The organism is Streptomyces sp. NBC_00376 (genome assembly GCF_036077095.1).
GTDB lineage: Bacteria > Actinomycetota > Actinomycetes > Streptomycetales > Streptomycetaceae > Streptomyces.
In genome coordinates, this window is record NZ_CP107960.1 from 8060880 (window position 1) to 8078254 (window position 17375).

General features: G+C 71.6%; 14 protein-coding genes. 6 read left to right on the forward strand and 8 right to left on the reverse strand.

What is annotated here, in order from left to right; translation table 11 throughout:
* Window positions 1-109 precede the first annotated feature (109 nt).
* Window positions 110-3559: a phosphodiester glycosidase family protein gene (locus OG842_RS36150; RefSeq protein ID WP_443064077.1), complete on the forward strand. Its 3450-nt coding sequence runs from the start codon at window positions 110-112 to the stop codon at window positions 3557-3559.
* Between the two features lie 62 nt (window positions 3560-3621).
* Here OG842_RS36150 and OG842_RS36155 read toward each other — a convergent pair whose 3' ends face one another.
* The 6 genes from OG842_RS36155 to OG842_RS36180 form a co-directional block, all read right to left on the reverse strand.
* Window positions 3622-4032, reverse strand: coding sequence for a PTS-dependent dihydroxyacetone kinase phosphotransferase subunit DhaM (locus OG842_RS36155; protein ID WP_266734801.1), 411 nt, complete (start codon window positions 4030-4032; stop codon window positions 3622-3624).
* Entirely contained in the window at window positions 4029-4643 is a 615-nt protein-coding gene (dhaL, locus tag OG842_RS36160) for a dihydroxyacetone kinase subunit DhaL (RefSeq protein WP_266737256.1), read from the reverse strand. The genes OG842_RS36155 and dhaL overlap by 4 nt, the downstream gene beginning before the upstream one ends.
* Window positions 4644-4688: 45 nt before the next feature.
* The gene (gene dhaK / locus OG842_RS36165; protein ID WP_266734799.1) at window positions 4689-5681 is read right to left on the reverse strand and encodes a dihydroxyacetone kinase subunit DhaK; all 993 of its coding nucleotides are present in this window, start codon (window positions 5679-5681) and stop codon (window positions 4689-4691) included.
* Window positions 5682-5946: 265 nt separating this feature from the next.
* Window positions 5947-6168, reverse strand: coding sequence for a hypothetical protein (locus tag OG842_RS36170; protein WP_323185845.1), 222 nt, complete (start codon window positions 6166-6168; stop codon window positions 5947-5949).
* A 174-nt stretch (window positions 6169-6342) separates the two neighbouring features.
* A complete protein-coding gene (locus OG842_RS36175; RefSeq protein WP_323185844.1) occupies window positions 6343-6507 on the reverse strand; it encodes a hypothetical protein in 165 nt (54 codons plus the stop codon).
* A gap of 60 nt (window positions 6508-6567) precedes the next feature.
* A complete protein-coding gene (locus OG842_RS36180) occupies window positions 6568-7497 on the reverse strand; it encodes an LLM class F420-dependent oxidoreductase (protein ID WP_328512605.1) in 930 nt (309 codons plus the stop codon).
* A 301-nt stretch (window positions 7498-7798) separates the two neighbouring features.
* Here OG842_RS36180 and OG842_RS36185 point away from each other — a divergent pair, with 301 nt between their 5' ends.
* The 5 genes from OG842_RS36185 (at window position 7799) to OG842_RS36205 (ending at window position 14898) form a co-directional block, all read left to right on the forward strand.
* Window positions 7799-10021, forward strand: coding sequence for an NADP-dependent isocitrate dehydrogenase (locus OG842_RS36185; RefSeq protein ID WP_266734798.1), 2223 nt, complete (start codon window positions 7799-7801; stop codon window positions 10019-10021).
* Window positions 10022-10229: 208 nt separating this feature from the next.
* Window positions 10230-10967 (forward strand): SDR family oxidoreductase, encoded by a 738-nt coding sequence (locus tag OG842_RS36190; protein WP_266734796.1) that lies wholly within the window; start codon window positions 10230-10232, stop codon window positions 10965-10967.
* 335 nt (window positions 10968-11302) lie between these two features.
* Window positions 11303-13033, forward strand: coding sequence for an aa3-type cytochrome oxidase subunit I (gene ctaD, locus OG842_RS36195; RefSeq protein WP_266734795.1), 1731 nt, complete (start codon window positions 11303-11305; stop codon window positions 13031-13033).
* Window positions 13034-13062: 29 nt separating this feature from the next.
* On the forward strand, window positions 13063-13404 hold the full coding sequence (locus tag OG842_RS36200; protein WP_266734794.1) for a hypothetical protein: 342 nt from the start codon (window positions 13063-13065) through the stop codon (window positions 13402-13404).
* A 132-nt stretch (window positions 13405-13536) separates the two neighbouring features.
* Window positions 13537-14898 carry an NAD(P)/FAD-dependent oxidoreductase gene (locus OG842_RS36205; RefSeq protein WP_266734793.1) on the forward strand — a complete coding sequence of 454 codons (1362 nt, stop codon included), beginning with the start codon at window positions 13537-13539 and terminating at the stop codon, window positions 14896-14898.
* A gap of 51 nt (window positions 14899-14949) precedes the next feature.
* Here the strand turns inward: OG842_RS36205 and OG842_RS36210 are convergent, their stop codons facing one another.
* Together OG842_RS36210 and rho are read right to left on the reverse strand one after the other, a co-directional pair.
* Entirely contained in the window at window positions 14950-15948 is a 999-nt protein-coding gene (locus OG842_RS36210) for an aldo/keto reductase family protein (RefSeq protein ID WP_266734792.1), read from the reverse strand.
* 54 nt (window positions 15949-16002) lie between these two features.
* Window positions 16003-17193 carry a transcription termination factor Rho gene (rho, locus tag OG842_RS36215; protein WP_266734790.1) on the reverse strand — a complete coding sequence of 397 codons (1191 nt, stop codon included), beginning with the start codon at window positions 17191-17193 and terminating at the stop codon, window positions 16003-16005.
* Window positions 17194-17375: the final 182 nt, after the last annotated feature.

Below are 17375 nucleotides of genomic sequence, written 5' to 3' on the forward strand. Positions count from 1 at the left end.
AACCATTGGCAATCCAGGAGGACTTGTGGGCCTTGGCATAGTCGGCAGGACAACCGGACCGCGCGGGAGGGCGGCGCGCGGGCACAGGGCTCTCGCGCGCCCGGCCGTGCTGCTCGCGACGGTGTCCGCCCTGACCGTCGGCGCGATCTCTCCCGCGCTCGCCGATTCGAACCCCGATCCACGACCCCGCACCTCCGCGGAGATCCTCAGACCGGTCGCCCCGCCACCCGCGAGCAACCCGACGGGGGCGCCCCGCTCGGTGGCGGACGGCGACGGCATCGAGACCGCACGCACCTCCCGCCCGATCGCCCCGGGGGTCCGCCTCAGCTCGTACGACCGGCTCGAGTCCGACAAGTGGCTGCGCGTCGACAACCTCTCGGTCGACCTCGCGGGCAGCGGCGTACGCGCCGACTACCTCTCCTCCGGCAAGGTCTCCGAACGGCACAGCGTCTCCGAACTCGCCGCCGGACACGACGCGGGCCGCGGCCGCCGAACCGTAGCCGCGATCAACGCCGACTTCTTCGACATCAACCAGACCGGCGCGCCCGAGGGCATCGGCATCAAGGACGGAGCCACCGTCCAGTCGCCCGCCCCCGGCATCAACCGGGCCGTCGGCATCGGCCCCGACAGCGCGGGCCGCATCCTGAACCTGTACTTCGAGGGCACGCTCACCCTGCCCGCCGGACAGCGGCCGCTCGCCGCCTACAACGCGGCCAACGTGCCGGCCGGCCAGGTCGGCGCGTACACCTCCGCCTGGGGAACCGCCGACCGTGCCCTGACCGTGGACAGCGCGACGCCGGTCGCCGAAGCGGTCGTACGGGACGGCAAGGTCGTCTCCGTCTCACCCGCACCCGGCTCCGGGGCCGTACCCGAAGGCACCACCGTCCTGGTCGGCCGTGAGGCCGGCGCCGTGGCACTCGGCGCGCTGAAGCCCGGTGACCCGGTGTCCCTGACCTACCGGGCCCGCACCGACAGCGGGGCCGTACCGCGCACCGCCGTCGGCGGCCGGGAACTCCTCGTCGTCGACGGAGTCGCGCAGAACCACGACGGCGAGGGCAACAACACCGCCGCACCCCGCACCGCCGTCGGCTTCTCCGAGGACGGCCGGACCATGCAGATCCTCACCGTCGACGGACGGCAGGCCGACAGCGGCGGCGTCACCCTCACCGAACTCGGCCTGATGATGAAGCGCGCCGGATCGTACAGCGCACTCAACCTGGACGGCGGCGGATCGTCGACCCTCGTCGCCCGCGAACCCGGCAGCGACGCGCTGCGGGTGGAGAACAGCCCGTCCGACGGCAGCGAGCGCACCGTACCCAACGGCCTCGCCCTCACCGCACCCGACGGCAGCGGACGGCTCAAGGGCTACTGGGTCGAGCCCCGCACCCCCGCCGGCGCCGCGCCGGGCGCCGACCCGGTGAAGGGCGGCCACCCCGACCGGGTGTTCCCCGGCCTCACCCGTCGCCTCACCGCGACCGGGTACGACGAGACGTACGGCCCCGCGCAGGGCGCCCCGCGCTGGCGCACCGCACACGGATCGGTCGGCACGGTCGACGGCGACGGGCTCTTCACCGCACGTCGCAGCGGCACCACCGACGTACGCGCCGAACACGGACCGGCGCGCGGGAGCACGTCCCTGACCGTCCTCGACGAGCTGGCCCGGACCGAAGCCACCACCCGGCGGGTGGGTCTCGCCGACGCCGGGGCGACCGGCACCTTCGGCATCGTCGGATTCGACGCCCACGGCACCAGCGCCCCCGTCGAGCCGCGCGACATCGAACTCGACTACGACCACGCCCTCTTCGACATCCGCGACGACGGGCAGGGCTCGTTCACCGTCGCCTCACGCACCGGCTCCGGCGCGGGGCAGATCAAGGCGAACGTCGCGGGCACCACGACCGTCCTCGCCGTCAGCGTCGGCCTCACCGAGCAGGCCGTCTCCACCTTCGACGACGCCGGGTCCTGGAAGTTCAGCCAGGCGCGCGCGGACGGATCGCTGGCGGCCACCCCCGACGGCCACACCGGTACCGGACTGAAGCTCACCTACGACTTCACCCGGTCCACCGCCACCCGCGCCGCCTACGCCGCCCCGCCCCAGCCGGTCGCCGTGCCCGGCCAGCCCCAGTCGTTCAAGCTGTGGATCAAGGGCGACGGCCGGGGCGCCTGGCCGACCCTGCACCTCAAGGACGCCGCCGGATCCGACCAGCTGCTGCGCGGACCGTACGTCACCTGGAACGGCTGGCGGCAGGTCACCTTCGCCGTGCCGCCGGGAGCCGCCATGCCGCTCTCCGTGTCCCGCTTCTACCTCGCGGAGACCGCGGCGGCCAAGCAGTACACCGGTGAGATCGTGATCGACGAACTCACCGCCCAGGTCCCGCCCACCGTCGACCTGCCCGAACAGGCCGCTCCCGCCGACCCGCTGATCGACCCGGCGGCCGTGACCGGGCGCCGGGACTGGCGGTTCGCGGTGATGTCCGATGCCCAGTTCGTCGCCCGCGACCCGGACAGCGCGATCGTCGCCCAGGCCCGGCGCACCCTGCGCGAGATCAAGGCTGCGGCCCCGGACTTCCTGGTCGTCAACGGGGACCTCGTCGACGAGGGATCGCCCGCGGACCTGGCCTTCGCCCGCCGCATCCTCACCGAGGAACTCGGCGACACGCTGCCCTGGTACTACGTACCGGGCAACCATGAGGTGATGGGCGGCAGGATCGACAACTTCATCACCGAATTCGGGCCCGCCCAGCGGACGTTCGACCACAAGGGCACCCGCGTCGTCACCCTCGACACCTCCAGCCTCAGCCTGCGCGGCGGCGGCTTCGCCCAGATCAAGCAGCTCCGCGCCCAGCTGGACGCGGCTGCCGAGGACCGGACCGTCGATTCGCTGATGGTCATCGAGCATGTGCCGCCGCGCGATCCGACCGTGCAGAAGGGCAGCCAGCTCGGGGACCGCAAGGAGGCCGCCCTGGTCGAACAGTGGCTCGCCGACTTCCGCCGTACGACGGGCAAGGGCGCGGCCCTCATCGGCAGCCACGTCGGCGTCTTCCACGCCTCGCACGTCGACGGAGTGCCGTACCTGATCAACGGCAACTCCGGCAAGGCACCGGCCGGACCCGCGGACGACGGCGGTTTCACCGGCTGGTCGCTGGTCGGCGCCGACCGCATCGGCCAGGGGGCCCAGGCCGCGGCGCGGCAACGGCCGTGGCAGGGCGGGCCCGACTGGATCTCCGTACAGACCCGCGCACATGTGGACGCGCTGAGGATCGACGCGCCGTCGGTGCTCGCCACCGGAAGCCGTACGAAGGTCACCGCGACGGTCACCCAGGGGACCCGAAGCGTCCCGGTCGGCTTCCCGCTGGCCGCCGACTGGACCGGCTCGCCGAACGTGCACATCGGTGACCGCAGTGGCGTCCGCCCCCGCCACACGGCGGTCCTCGATCCGTCCACCGGCACCCTCACCGCGCTCCGGCCGGGCACGATCACCCTCGCCGTGACGGTCAACGGCACGACACAGCAGGTGCGGATCACCGTCGCCGCAGCCGGGTCCGCTCCGGCCGCCTGACCGACCGGGAGCCGGACCGGGGCCGCCCGCATCCCCACACGGGTGCGGGCGGCCCCGCCCGGCTACAGCTTGCGGTACCCGTACGCCTCCGACGCCGCGGCCTCCACCGCCGCGATGTCGCCACCCGCCGACGCGGTGACCACGGCCGCCACGGCACCCTCCAGGAACGGCGCGTCCACCAGCCGTGAGCCGTCCGGCAGTTCGTCACCCTCGGCCAGCATCGACTTGACCGTGAGCACCGCGCTGCCCAGATCGACCAGCAGAGCGACGCCCGCGCCGGAGTCCACCGACCTGGCTGCCGCGGCGATCAGTTCCGCGCTCGTCCCGAGGCCCCCCGCGGGGGTGCCTCCGGCGGCAGCCACCGGCGCCGTGGCGCCGCCCGCCGCGAGCCCCCGGGCCAGCTCGGCCACGGACTCGGCGACCGGGCCGCTGTGCGAGACCAGCACGATCCCGACCTGATTCCCGTCGCTCATGCGCCGCCCCCGTTCGCCGCCGCCGTATCGGCCAGCGCGGCGATCAGCAGCGCCGAGGACGTCGCCCCGGGGTCCTGATGACCGATGCTGCGCTCACCCAGATAACTTGCCCTGCCCTTGCGGGCCTGCATCGGCACCGTCGCCAGCGCCCCGGCCTCGGACGCCTCCCGGGCCGCCCCGAACGAGGTGCCGAGCGCCTCGGCGGCAGGCAGCAGCGCGTCGAGCATCGTCTTGTCCCCGGCCTGCGCCCCACCGAGCTGCGCCACGGCCGCGACGCCCACCCCGAGCGCCTCCGCCAACTGCTCCGGCGTCACGGCGGGAGCATCGCCCAGGGCCTTGCCCGTGCGCCGCAGCAGCGTCCCGTACAGCGGGCCCGACGCACCGCCGACCGTCGAGATCAGCTGCCTTCCGGCCAGCATCAGTACGGCCCCCGGAGTCTGTGGCGACTCCTCGCCGAGGACCGCGGTCACCGCCGCGAACCCGCGGTGCATGTTGCGGCCGTGATCGGCGTCCCCGATCGCGGAGTCGAGGTCGGTGAGGTGGTCCGCCTCACGGCTCACCGCGGCGGCGGCCGCGGTCATCCAACGGTGGAAGAAGTCGGCGTCGAGCACATGATCTCCTTGTCGCTCCAGCATGACGGGTGCGGTACGGGCGGGTCATCGGCCCCAGCGCAGCGCCGGGGTCTCCACCGGTGCGTCCCATAGCCGCAGCAGCTCCTCGTCCACCTGGCAGACCGTCACCGAACAGCCCGCCATGTCGAGCGAGGTCACATAGTTCCCCACGAGCGTACGAGCCGCGACGACACTCCGCTCGGACAGCACGCGCTGGACCTCGGAGGCGAATCCGTACAGCTCCAGCAGCGGCGTCGCGCCCATGCCGTTGACCAGCACGATCACCGGCCCGGTCGGCCGCAGGTCGTCGAGCACCGCGTGCACCGCGAAGTCCGCGATCTCGTGCGAGGTCATCATGGGCCGGCGTTCCCGCCCCGGCTCGCCGTGAATGCCGATCCCGAGCTCCAGCTCACCCGCCGGCAGATCGAACGTGGGGGAGCCCTTGGCCGGTGTGGTGACGGCGCCGAGCGCGACCCCGAAACTCCGCGACGCCTCGTTCACCTGCCGGGCGACGGCCTCCACCCGCTCCAGCGGAGCGCCCTCGTCGGCCGCCGCCCCGGCGATCTTCTCGACGAACAGGGTGGCGCCCGTGCCGCGCCGCCCCGCCGTGAAAAGACTGTCCGTCACGGCCACGTCGTCGTTGACCAGTACCTGGGCGACCCGGATGCCCTCGTCCTCGGCGAGCTCCGCGGCCATCTCGAAGTTCAGTACGTCACCCGTGTAGTTCTTGACGACGAACAGTACTCCGGCACCGCTGTCGACCGCGGCGGCGGCCCGCACCATCTGGTCCGGCACGGGCGAGGTGAACACCTCTCCGGGGCAGGCCGCGGAGAGCATCCCGGGCCCGACGAACCCCGCGTGCAACGGCTCGTGCCCGGACCCGCCGCCGGAGACGAGCGCCACCTTCCCGGCCACGGGCGCGTCACTCCGCACGACGACGCGGTTCTCGACGTCCACGGTCAGTTCGGGGTGGGCGGCGGCCATACCGCGCAGTGCGTCCGCGACAACGGTTTCGGGGACGTTGATCAGCATCCTCAACGGTATCTCCTGGGAGTTGGGAGGTGTGGCGCCGAGCGGGGTCCGCACAGCCCGGCCGGGTCCCGCCACCTCGTCGGACCCCGGGGCTCCGGCCGAGCTGTCGCCGGGTCGCTGCCGACTCTACTGATGGGGTATCACGTTGTGTCGGAGACAGCCGAACCGATGACCGGCCGGGTCCGGGAGTCCGCTTGTTCGGCGGATCGCCCGAGCCGGGGCGCACGCCGTCCCCATTCCGCACGAGGACCGAGCGGCCGGCCGCGCTGAGCTACCGCTCCTCGATCTCGACGAGCGGCGTGTGCTGGTACCAGCCGCAGATGACCGAGATCTCGCGGTCGTCCCGGGTGAAGGTCACCCGGATCCACTGCTCCGTCTTCCACACCTGCATCTGCCAGCCCGATCCGGGAGTCGCCGAGACCAGCTCCGCGTCGGCCCGCTCGATGCCGAAGACGACCCGGCCGCCGTCGACGGTGTAGCCCTGCACCTTCACGGCCCCGCCGGAGGGCTCGCCGGCCGGGCTCGGCGGGCCGGCCGGAGCGGAACCTCGCGGCGCGCCGGCCGAGGGCTTCGGGGCCGTGTCGTTCTCGCCGTTCCTGTCCTCGGTGGGCGGTGACGTGCCGGGTTCCGGGGACTTCCCGGAGCGGTACGTGAGGGAGGGCCGCGGCTACGCCTCCTCGGCCTCGGCGCGTGCCGCGTCCGCGATCGGGAGGGCGCGGGGCGGTTCGTAGGCGGTTCCCGACAGCACCGTGTGGACACCCCACCAGGACAGCGTGACCGCGGCCCCTGTGGAGAGCACCCAGGCCATGCCGTGCATCAGTCCTCGTCGCATCGCGGACCATGGTGCACCGTCCGCGCCGCCGCCCCACCCGGCCCCCCGCGTCGTACCCGGTCAGACGCCTGCCGCCCGCGCCGCCTCGTACACCTCGCCGGCCACGTCGATCAGCTCCGAGGCGTCGCGCGTCGTGCCCTGGAGGTCCAGCAGGATCTCCGGTACCCCCGTCTCGGCATGGGCCACCAGGTCCTCGACGATCTGGGCCACATTGCCGTGGAAGGGGGTGCGGGCCGCACCTGCGGCCGGTTCGGCGGTGTACCGGGCATTGGCACGGGCGCAGACGCCGACCGGACGCTCGCGGCCCCGCTCGGCCGCCAGGTCCTGGATCCGCTTCCACTGCTCGGCCAGCTGTGCGGCGCCCATGGCCACCGGCATCCAGCCGTCGGCCCGGTCGACCAGGCGGCGGGTGGCCCGGGGGCTGTTCGCCGGCAGATAGACCGGGATGGGGCGCACAGGCTTCGGACCGACCACCGACGGGGCGATGGTGGTCAGCTCGCCCTGGTACGAGACCGGGTCCGGGCCCCAGACGGCCGCGCACACGTCGAGCAGCTCGTCCAGCACCGCGCCGCGCTTCTCGAAGGGGGCGACCGACGCGGCGGCGTACTCGTCCAGCGACCAGCCGGTGCCGAGGCCCGCGACCACCCGGCCGCCGCTCGCCACGTCGAGCGAGGCCAGCGAACGGGCCAGCTGGAACGGCACGTGCAGCGGCGCGACCAGGACGCTGGTGCCCAGCCGGGCCCGGTCCGTCGCCCCGGCGGCCAGCGCGAGCGTGATCAGCGGGTCGGCGACGCTGCGGTACTGCTCGGGCCACGGCAGCCCCGGAACGCCGTACAGCCCCTGTGCGGCGGGCTCGGGGAAGATGATCCGCTCGAAGACCCACAGGCTCTCGTAGCCGGTCTCCTCCGCCGCGCGTGCCACGGCGGCCACATCGCGGCCGATGTCGTACTGCTTCATCTGCGGAAGACCGAGACCCAGCGAGACCGGCATGTGCGTACTCCTTCTGGTGAGCAGCGGGACAACCACCGTATGACACTTGCCCGTTGTTCGTCCGGCTCTCTTCGCGGAGGGGTGCCGGGTGCGGCTGCGGCCCGTGGGGCGGGTGCGGTCCGTACGCGGTGACCGGGGCGTACGCCGACGGGCGGCCGCCGGACCCGGACGGGGCGCATGCGCGGTGCGCGGCCGTGGCGACACGGTTCGGCGCCGGTGAACGCGGGGCCCTGTCGAGGCCGGGGCGATCACGAGATATCTTGATGTCAAGCAATGTTGCAGACGTGGAGCGGAGCACAGGGTGACTGACTCGACCATCATCTATACACACACCGACGAGGCCCCGGCCCTGGCGACGTATTCGTTCTTGCCCGTGATCCAGGCGTACGCCTCGACGGCCGGGGTCAATGTCGAGAGCCGTGACATCTCGCTGGCCGGACGCATCATCGCCAGCTTCCCCGAGCGTCTCCAGGAGGGCCAGCGCATCGACGACGCGCTCGCCGAGCTCGGTGAGCTGGCCAAGCGCCCCGAGGCCAACATCATCAAGCTTCCCAACATCTCGGCCTCGATCCCGCAGCTCAAGGCGGCCATCGCCGAGCTGCAGGCACAGGGCTACGCGCTGCCGGACTACCCGGACGACCCGCAGACCGACGAGGACAAGGACGTCCGCGCGCGCTACGACAAGGTCAAGGGCAGCGCGGTGAACCCCGTGCTGCGCGAGGGCAACTCCGACCGCCGTGCCCCCGCCTCGGTCAAGAACTACGCCAAGGCGCACCCGCACCGCATGGGCAAGTGGACCGCCGACTCGAAGACGAACGTCGCCACCATGGGCGTCGACGACTTCCGCTCCACCGAGAAGTCCACGGTCATCGCCGAGGACGGTGCGCTGCGCATCGAGCTCGCGGGCGACGACGGCAGCACCACCGTGCTGCGCGAGTCGGTGCCGGTGCTCGCGGGCGAGGTCGTCGACGCGGCGGTCATGCGCGTCGCGGCCCTGCGCGAGTTCTTCACCGCGCAGGTCGCCCGCGCCAAGGCCGAGAACGTGCTGTTCTCCGTCCACCTCAAGGCCACCATGATGAAGGTCTCCGACCCGATCATCTTCGGCCACGTGGTCCGCGCCTTCTTCCCGAACACCTTCGCCAAGTACGGCGAGGCGCTCGTGGCCGCCGGCCTGTCCCCGAACGACGGCCTCGGCGCCATTCTCAAGGGCCTGGACTCGGTGCCGCACATCGGCGCCGAGATCAAGGCGTCCTTCGAGGCCGAGCTCGCCGACGGCCCCGCGCTGGCCATGGTCGACTCGGACAAGGGCATCACCAACCTGCACGTGCCGAGCGATGTCATCGTCGACGCCTCCATGCCGGCCATGATCCGCACCTCCGGTCACATGTGGGGCCCGGACGGCGAGGAGGCCGACACCCTTGCGGTCCTGCCGGACAGCAGCTACGCGGGTGTCTACCAGGTCGTCATCGACGACTGCCGCGCCAACGGCGCCTTCGACCCGTCGACCATGGGCTCGGTGCCGAACGTCGGCCTGATGGCGCAGAAGGCCGAGGAGTACGGCAGCCACGACAAGACCTTCGAGATCCCCACCACCGGCACGGTGCGGGTCGTCGACGGCAACGGCGAGGTCGTCCTGGAGCAGGCCGTCGGCGCCGGCGACATCTTCCGCATGTGCCAGGCCAAGGACCTGCCGATCCAGGACTGGGTCAAGCTCGCCGTCACCCGCGCCCGCGCCACCGGCGTCCCGGCCGTGTTCTGGCTGGACGAGGACCGCGCCCACGACGCGCAGCTGATCACCAAGGTCAAGAAGTACCTCGCCGACCACGACACGGACGGCCTGCAGATCGAGATCATGTCGCCGGTCGAGGCGACCGCGTTCTCGCTGGAGCGCATCCGTCGCGGTGAGGACACCATCTCGGTCACCGGCAACGTGCTGCGTGACTACCTGACCGACCTGTTCCCGATCCTGGAGCTGGGCACGAGCGCGAAGATGCTCTCCGTCGTCCCGCTCATGAACGGCGGCGGTCTGTTCGAGACGGGCGCGGGCGGCTCCGCGCCCAAGCACGTCCAGCAGCTGGTCAAGGAGAACTACCTGCGCTGGGACAGCCTGGGCGAGTTCTTCGCGCTCGCGGCCAGCTTCGAGCACCTGGCGACGACCACGGGCAACGCACGCGCCCAGATCCTCGCCGACACCCTCGATCGCGCGACCGGCACCTTCCTCAACGAGGACAAGTCGCCGAGCCGCAAGCTGGGCGGCATCGACAACCGCGGCAGCCACTTCTACCTGGCCCTGTACTGGGCCCAGGAGCTGGCGCAGCAGACCGACGACGCGCAGCTCGCGCAGGCGTTCGCCGAGCTCGCGAAGACGCTGGGCGAGCAGGAGCAGACCATCGTCGACGAGCTGATCGCGGTGCAGGGCTCGCCGGCCGACATCGGTGGCTACTACCAGCCCGACCCGGCCAAGGCCTCCGCCGTCATGCGTCCCTCGCAGACGTTCGTCCAGGCCATCGCCTCCATCGGCTGACACGACACCGCGCAGCGGGGGCGCGACCAGGCGCCCCACCTCTCCCGCCCCGGCCGGCACCATGCCCGGCCGGGGCGGTTGCGTGTCCAGGAGCGGCACCGGAGCCAGGCCGCCGTATCGAGGAGATTCCGCACAACCGGCCCCGTGGAGCCCTTTCACCGATAGGTTCGTACGCCCGGACCAACCGTGCCATGGAAGGGGAGAGGCCGTGCTGACAGGCAGGAACGCCGTGGTCACCGGTGGATCACGGGGCATCGGCCGCGCGATCGTCGAGCGCCTGTGCCGCGACGGGGCGCACGTGGTCTTCAACTACGCCACCGACGACGACGCCGCGGCCGAGGTCGTCCGCACGGTGCGGGGCGACGGCGGCACGGTCCGGGCGGTCCGGCTGGACCTCGCGGAGCCCGACGGCCCCGAGCGCCTGATGTCGGTCGCCGAGGAAGAGCTCGACGGGCTGGACATCCTGGTGAACAACGCCGCGCTGTGCCCCACCCCCTCCCTGCTCACGGACACCGATCCCGCGGTCTTCGACCAGGTCCTCGCGGTCAACACCAGAGCGGTCTTCATGACGGTCCGCCACGCGGCGCTGAGGATGCGCGACGGCGGCCGCATCGTGAACATCTCCACGGCCAACACTGTGCGGCCGGGCCCCGGCATCTCCGCCTACGCCGCGAGCAAGGGCGCCGTCGAGCAGCTCACCGCCGTCGCCGCCCATGAACTCGGGGCCCGCGGGATCACGGTCAACACCGTCTCGCCCGGCGCCACCGACACCGAGCTGCTGCGCGGCAACAACCAGCCGCAGGCACTGGAGGCAGTCGCCGGAATGACCCCGCTGCGCCGACTGGGGCATCCCGCCGACGTGGCCGATGTGGTCGCCTTCCTCGCCGGTCACGACGGCCGGTGGATCACGGGGCAGAACATCCGCGCGACGGGCGGGCTGGCCTGAGCGGCGCCGGGGAAGCCCGCCGCCGGCCCCCGGCCCCGGGCGCGTCCACCGGACCGCCCGGCAACCGCACCGCACGGCAGCGGAGTTCGGCCGATGGTGGCCCGGTCGACGGCCGACCGACGGCACGAAACCCGTCCCCGACCCGTGGGCGCCCTGACGGGTGAATGTCGTACGACGGCGGGCGGCGGGCCACGCACAGCGGCCCCGCGGCTGATTTGCTGCTCCTGGAATCTGGCGTGACGCGCGCGGGACCGGTCTGCCGGCCGTCCTGGTGGAAACGGCTCCCCTGCCGGGTGCTCGGTCCACCCGCGAACGACGATCGAAGGAGCGTCCCAGTGACGACGACGGGCACAACAGGGCCGGCCGACGCGGAGGAGGCGTACGCGAACGAGCTCCCGGTCCACGCGAAGGAACCGGGAAACGTCGTCATCAAGTGGCTGACCACCACCGACCACAAGACGATCGGCACGCTCTACCTCGTCACCTCGTTCGCCTTCTTCGTCGTGGGCGGTGTGCTGGCCCTCGTCATGCGCGCCGAACTGGCGCGTCCGGGGATGCAGATCGTCTCGCCCGAGCAGTTCAACCAGGCGTTCACGATCCATGGCACGATCATGCTGCTGATGTTCGCGACGCCGCTGTTCGCCGGATTCACCAACTGGATCATGCCGCTGCAGATCGGCGCGCCCGACGTGGCGTTCCCGCGGCTGAACATGTTCGCGTACTGGCTCTACCTCTTCGGCTCGGTCATCGTCGTGGCCGGCTTCCTCACCCCGAACGGGGCGGCGGACTTCGGCTGGTTCGCCTACTCCCCGCTGACCGACGCGGTCCGCTCACCGGGCATCGGCAGCGACATGTGGATCATGGGGCTGGCCTTCTCCGGCTTCGGCACGATCCTCGGCTCGGTCAACTTCATCACCACGATCATCTGCCTGCGCGCCCCCGGCATGACGATGTTCCGCATGCCGATCTTCGTCTGGAACGTCCTGCTGACCGCTGTGCTGGTCCTGCTGGCCTTCCCGGTCCTCGCAGCCGCCCTCCTTGTGCTGGAGGCGGACCGCAAGTTCGGCGCGCACGTCTTCGACCCGGCCAACGGAGGCGCACTGCTGTGGCAGCACCTCTTCTGGTTCTTCGGCCACCCGGAGGTGTACATCATCGCCCTGCCGTTCTTCGGCATCGTCAGCGAGATCATCCCGGTCTTCAGCCGGAAGCCGATCTTCGGCTACATCGGCCTGATCAGCGCGACGATCGCCATCGCGGGCCTCTCCGCGACCGTGTGGGCGCACCACATGTTCGTCACGGGCGGTGTGCTGCTGCCGTTCTTCTCGTTCATGACCTTCCTCATCGCGGTACCGACCGGTGTGAAGTTCTTCAACTGGATCGGCACGATGTGGCACGGGGCGCTGTCCTTCGAGACACCGATGCTCTGGTCGATCGGATTCCTGGTCACCTTCCTGTTCGGCGGTCTGACCGGCGTGATCCTCGCCTCGCCCCCGATGGACTTCCACGTCTCGGACTCGTACTTCGTCGTCGCGCACTTCCACTACGTCGTCTTCGGCACCGTGGTCTTCGCGATGTTCGCCGGATTCCACTTCTGGTGGCCGAAGTTCACCGGCAAGATGCTGGACGAGCGGCTCGGAAAAATCACGTTCTGGACGCTGTTCGTGGGCTTCCACGGCACGTTCCTGGTGCAGCACTGGCTGGGCGCGGAAGGCATGCCGCGTCGTTACGCGGACTACCTCGCCGCGGACGGCTTCACCGCGCTGAACACGATCTCGACGATCTCCTCGTTCCTGCTCGGCCTGTCGATGCTGCCGTTCTTCTACAACGTCTGGAAGACCGCCAAGTACGGCCGGAACGTCGGAGTCGACGACCCGTGGGGCTACGGCCGCTCGCTGGAGTGGGCGACCTCATGCCCGCCGCCGCGGCACAACTTCCTCACCCTGCCGCGGATCCGTTCCGAATCCCCGGCCTTCGACCTGCACCACCCCTCGGTCCGCGCCCTCGACGAGGCCCTCAACCGTCCGGTCACGGAACTGCCCCGGACCCGGGGCGACGAGCGGGACTGAGCACGACGGCCCGGCGGGAGGAGGAGCGAGTGGACCCCGACAAGGACAGCGCCCGCGGCCTGGCACAGCTGCAGGGCTACCTGCTGTGGAGCGCCGAGGTCGAGGAGGCCCGCCGCCGCGCGGGCTGCTTCACCGACGAGCTGCCCTGGCTCACCACCGCCCAGCGCGAGGACGTCGAACGCGTCTACACCGCCGACCGGCTCGCCGCGTCACGGGCGACGCTCTGCCGTATCTCGGCCCGCGCCACCGCGCTGCGCGGCGAGTACGAGGCGCGCTACCGCAGGCTCAGGGCACGCTGCGTGACCGCCGGTGTCGTGGCCGTCGGCGCCGTCGGCGGCACCTGCACCGCGGTCACCCTGCTCACCCGCTGACCGGGTGGGTCGTCCGTTCCGCCGCCCTCAGCAGGCGAACTCGTACCGGGCTCGTGAAGATGAGGGTGGACGGGCGCGTGCGACGTGGCAGGCGAACGGATGAACGTACAGGCCCGAGAAGGGACGAACACCGTGGCACGACCCAGGATCCTCGTTGTCGGCGCCGGATTCGCCGGAGTGGAGTGCGTGCGCCGTCTGGAGCGCGGGCTCATCCCCGGCGAGGCGGAGATCGCACTCGTCGCCCCGTTCTCGTACCAGCTCTACCTCCCCCTGCTGCCACAGGTCGCGGCGGGCGTGCTCACCCCCCAGTCGGTCGCCATCTCACTGCGCCGCAGCCGCAAACACCGCACCCGGATCATCCCGGGCGGGGCCATCGGCGTGGATCCCAGGGCGAAGGTCTGCGTCATCCGCAAGATCACCGACGAGGTCGTCTACGAGCCCTACGACTACATCGTGCTCAGTGCCGGGAGCGTCACCCGCACCTTCGACATCCCCGGCCTGCTGGACAACGCCCGGGGCATGAAGACACTGGCCGAGGCCGCCTACGTACGAGACCACGTGATCGCCCAGCTCGACCTCGCCGACGCCAGCCACGACGAGAACGAGCGGGCCTCGCGCCTCCAGTTCGTGGTGGTCGGCGGTGGATACGCGGGCACCGAGACCGCGGCCTGCCTGCAACGCCTCACCACCAGCGCGGTCCAGCAGTACCCGCGGCTCGACCCGAAGCTGATCAAGTGGCACCTTATCGACATCGCCCCGAAACTGATGCCCGAACTGGGCGACAAGCTGGGCCGAAGCGCCCTTCAGGTGCTGCGCGCACGCGGCATCGAGGTCTCGCTCGGCGTCTCGATCGCCGAGGCCGCCCCGGAGAAGGTCACCTTCACCGACGGCCGGGTGCTGCCCTGCCGGACCCTGATCTGGACGGCGGGCGTCGCCGCCAGCCCGCTGGTCAGCACGTTCGACGCGGAGACGGTACGCGGCCGGCTGGCCGTCACCCCCGAGATGAGCCTGCCCGGCTTCGACGGCGTCTTCGCCCTCGGCGACTGCGCGGCCGTGCCGGACCTGCACAAGGGCGACGGAGCGGTCTGCCCGCCCACCGCACAGCACGCCATGCGCCAGGGCCGCAGGCTCGCCGACAACCTCATCGCGACCCTGCGCAACCAGCCGCTGAAGCCGTACGTCCACAAGGACCTCGGTCTCGTCGTGGACCTCGGCGGCAAGGACGCGGTCTCCAAGCCGCTCGGCATCGAACTGCACGGGATTCCCGCACAGGCCGTCGCCCGCGGCTACCACTGGTCGGCGCTGCGCACCAATGTCGCCAAGGCCCGGGTCGCGACCAACTGGATCCTCAACGCCGTCGCCGGCGACGACTTCGTACGCACCGGCTTCCTGTCCCGGCAGCCGGCCAAGCTGCGCGACTTCGAGCACACGGACACCTACCTCACACCGGCACAGGTCCGCGAGTACACCGCCTCGCTGCACACCGGCACCTGATCCCGCAGCGCACGGCCCCGGCCCGCACAGGGCCGGGGCCGTGCGGCCGGATCAGCTGTTGCCCGCGTGCCCGGCCGTCAGCCCGGGATCCCGCTCGACCACCGGGTCCAGGATGTCGTCGATCCCCTTCAGCAGCTCCGAGTCGAGCGTCACGCCGGCCGCCGCGGCGTTCTCCGCCACCTGCTCCGGCCGGGAGGCGCCGATGATCGCGGCCGAGACGTTGGAGTTCTGCAGCACCCACGCGACCGCGAGCTGGGCCAGGCTGAGACCGGCGCCGTCGGCGAGCGGCCGCAGCCGCTGGACGCGCTCCAGCACGTCGTCGCGCAGCCAGTCGGCGATCATGTTCGCGCCGCCCTTGTCGTCGGTCGCCCGCGAACCGGCCGGGAGCGGCGCACCCGGCTTGTACTTGCCGGTGAGCGCGCCCTGGGCGATCGGGGACCAGACGATCTGGCCGATGCCCAGTTCCTCGGAGGCCGGCACCACGTCGCTCTCGATGACCCGCCACAGCGCCGAGTACTGCGGCTGGTTGGAGATCAGCGGCACCCGCAGCTCGCGGGCCAGCCCGTGCGCGGCGCGGAGCTGGTCGGCCGTCCACTCCGAGACGCCGATGTAGAGGGCCTTGCCGGAGCGGACGACGTCGGCGAACGCCTCCATCGTCTCCTCCAGCGGGGTCGAGTGGTCGTAGCGGTGGGCCTGGTACAGGTCCACGTAATCCGTCTGCAGACGGCGCAGCGAGTTGTCGATGGACTCCACGATGTGCTTGCGGCCGAGCCCCCGGTCGTTGTGTCCGGGGCCGGTCGGGAAGTAGACCTTGGTGAACACCTCCAGACCCTCGCGGCGTTCGCCCTTGAGCGCCCGGCCCAGGACGGCTTCGGCCCGGGTCTCGGCGTAGACGTCCGCGGTGTCGAAGGTGGTGATTCCGGCGTCCAGGGCGGCGCGGATGCAGGCCGCAGCCGCGTCCTCCTCCACCTGGGAACCGTGGGTGAGCCAGTTCCCGTAAGCGATCTCACTGATGGTCAGGCCGCTGCGGCCGAGTCGGCGGAACTCCATGTGGCTGCTCTCCCTGTGCTCGTGAGGCGCGGATCATGCAATCGCCGGGCCATGCTATGCGTCCGCGCCGGTGCCGTCCGGACAGACTCGGGCTTGTGGGACGGTGCCGTGGACGGCGCGGAGGAACGAGGCGTTGTCCGGGGTGCGGCGGAGCCGGTCCAGCAGGGTTTCCAGCGCGGCCTGCGGATCCCTGGTGTGCAGCGCGCGCCGCAGCCCGCGTACCAACCGCAACTCGCTCTCCGGTACGAGGAGTTCCTCGCGCCGGGTGCCGGAAGACGGGATGTTCACGGCCGGGTGGACGCGTCGTTGGGCGAGTGTGCGGTCGAGCCGGAGTTCCATGTTGCCGGTGCTCTTCAGCTCCTCGAAGAAGTAGTCGTCGGCGCGGGAGCCCGTCTCCACCAACGCGGTGGCCAGGATGGTGAGGGAGCCGCCCTCCTCGGCGAGCCGTGCGGCGCCGAAGAGCTGCTTGGGGCCGAGCAGGGCGGCCGCGTCGACACCGCCGCTGAGGGTGCGTCCGCCCGCGGCGGAGGCGTTGTTGTGGGCGCGGCACAGGCGGGTGAGGGAGTCGAGCAGGACGACGACGTCCTGGCCCTGTTCGACCAGCCGCTTGGCACGTTCCACCGCGAGTTCGGCGAGCGCGATGTGTTCCTTCGCGGGCCGGTCGAAGGTCGAGGCGAGCACCTCGCCCCGGACGGACCGGCGCATGTCGGTGACCTCTTCGGGACGTTCGTCGACCAGCACCACCATCAGGTGGCACTCGGGGTGGTTGGCGGCGACGGCCGCGGCGATCTGCTGGAGCAGCACCGTCTTGCCGGTCCTGGGTGGCGCGACGACGAGCCCGCGCTGTCCCTTGCCGACCGGTGCGACCAGGTCGACGAGCCGCATCGCGGCACCGCCGGACGGCGTCTCCAGCCGCAGCCGCTGCCGCGGGTGGAGCGGGGTGAGGTCACGGAAGTGGGGCCGGCCCCGGAGCGCCTGCGGGAACAGGCCGTTGACCCGCTCCACGGCGGACAGGGTGCGGGGCCGGTCGCAGAGCCCGGTCACGGCGTCGCCCCGGCGCAGGCCGTGGCGGCGGATCAGGGCGGCCGGGACCACCACGTCGCCGGGGGAGGGGAGGCCGTCCCGTACGCGCAGTACGCCGTTCCCCTGGTGTGTGAGGTCGAGTACGCCGGTGGCCTCGGTGGTGTTCGTGGAATCTGCGGTCAACTGCCCTTGCTGAAGCGGGTGTTCGAGAGAGATGGTCATGGTGGGCGGGTCCTTTCGCGGACATGGCGAATGAGGGGCCGGACGGCACGGGGCGGCAGAGAACACGCCCCCGACGACGGGCGGGAAAGTCCGAACGGGCAGAGGTCGGCCCGGACTGGATGAGGTGACGCCAAGAGCTGGATCGCCGGTCGAGAAGGACGGGCGCGGCAGCTTCGGAGAGG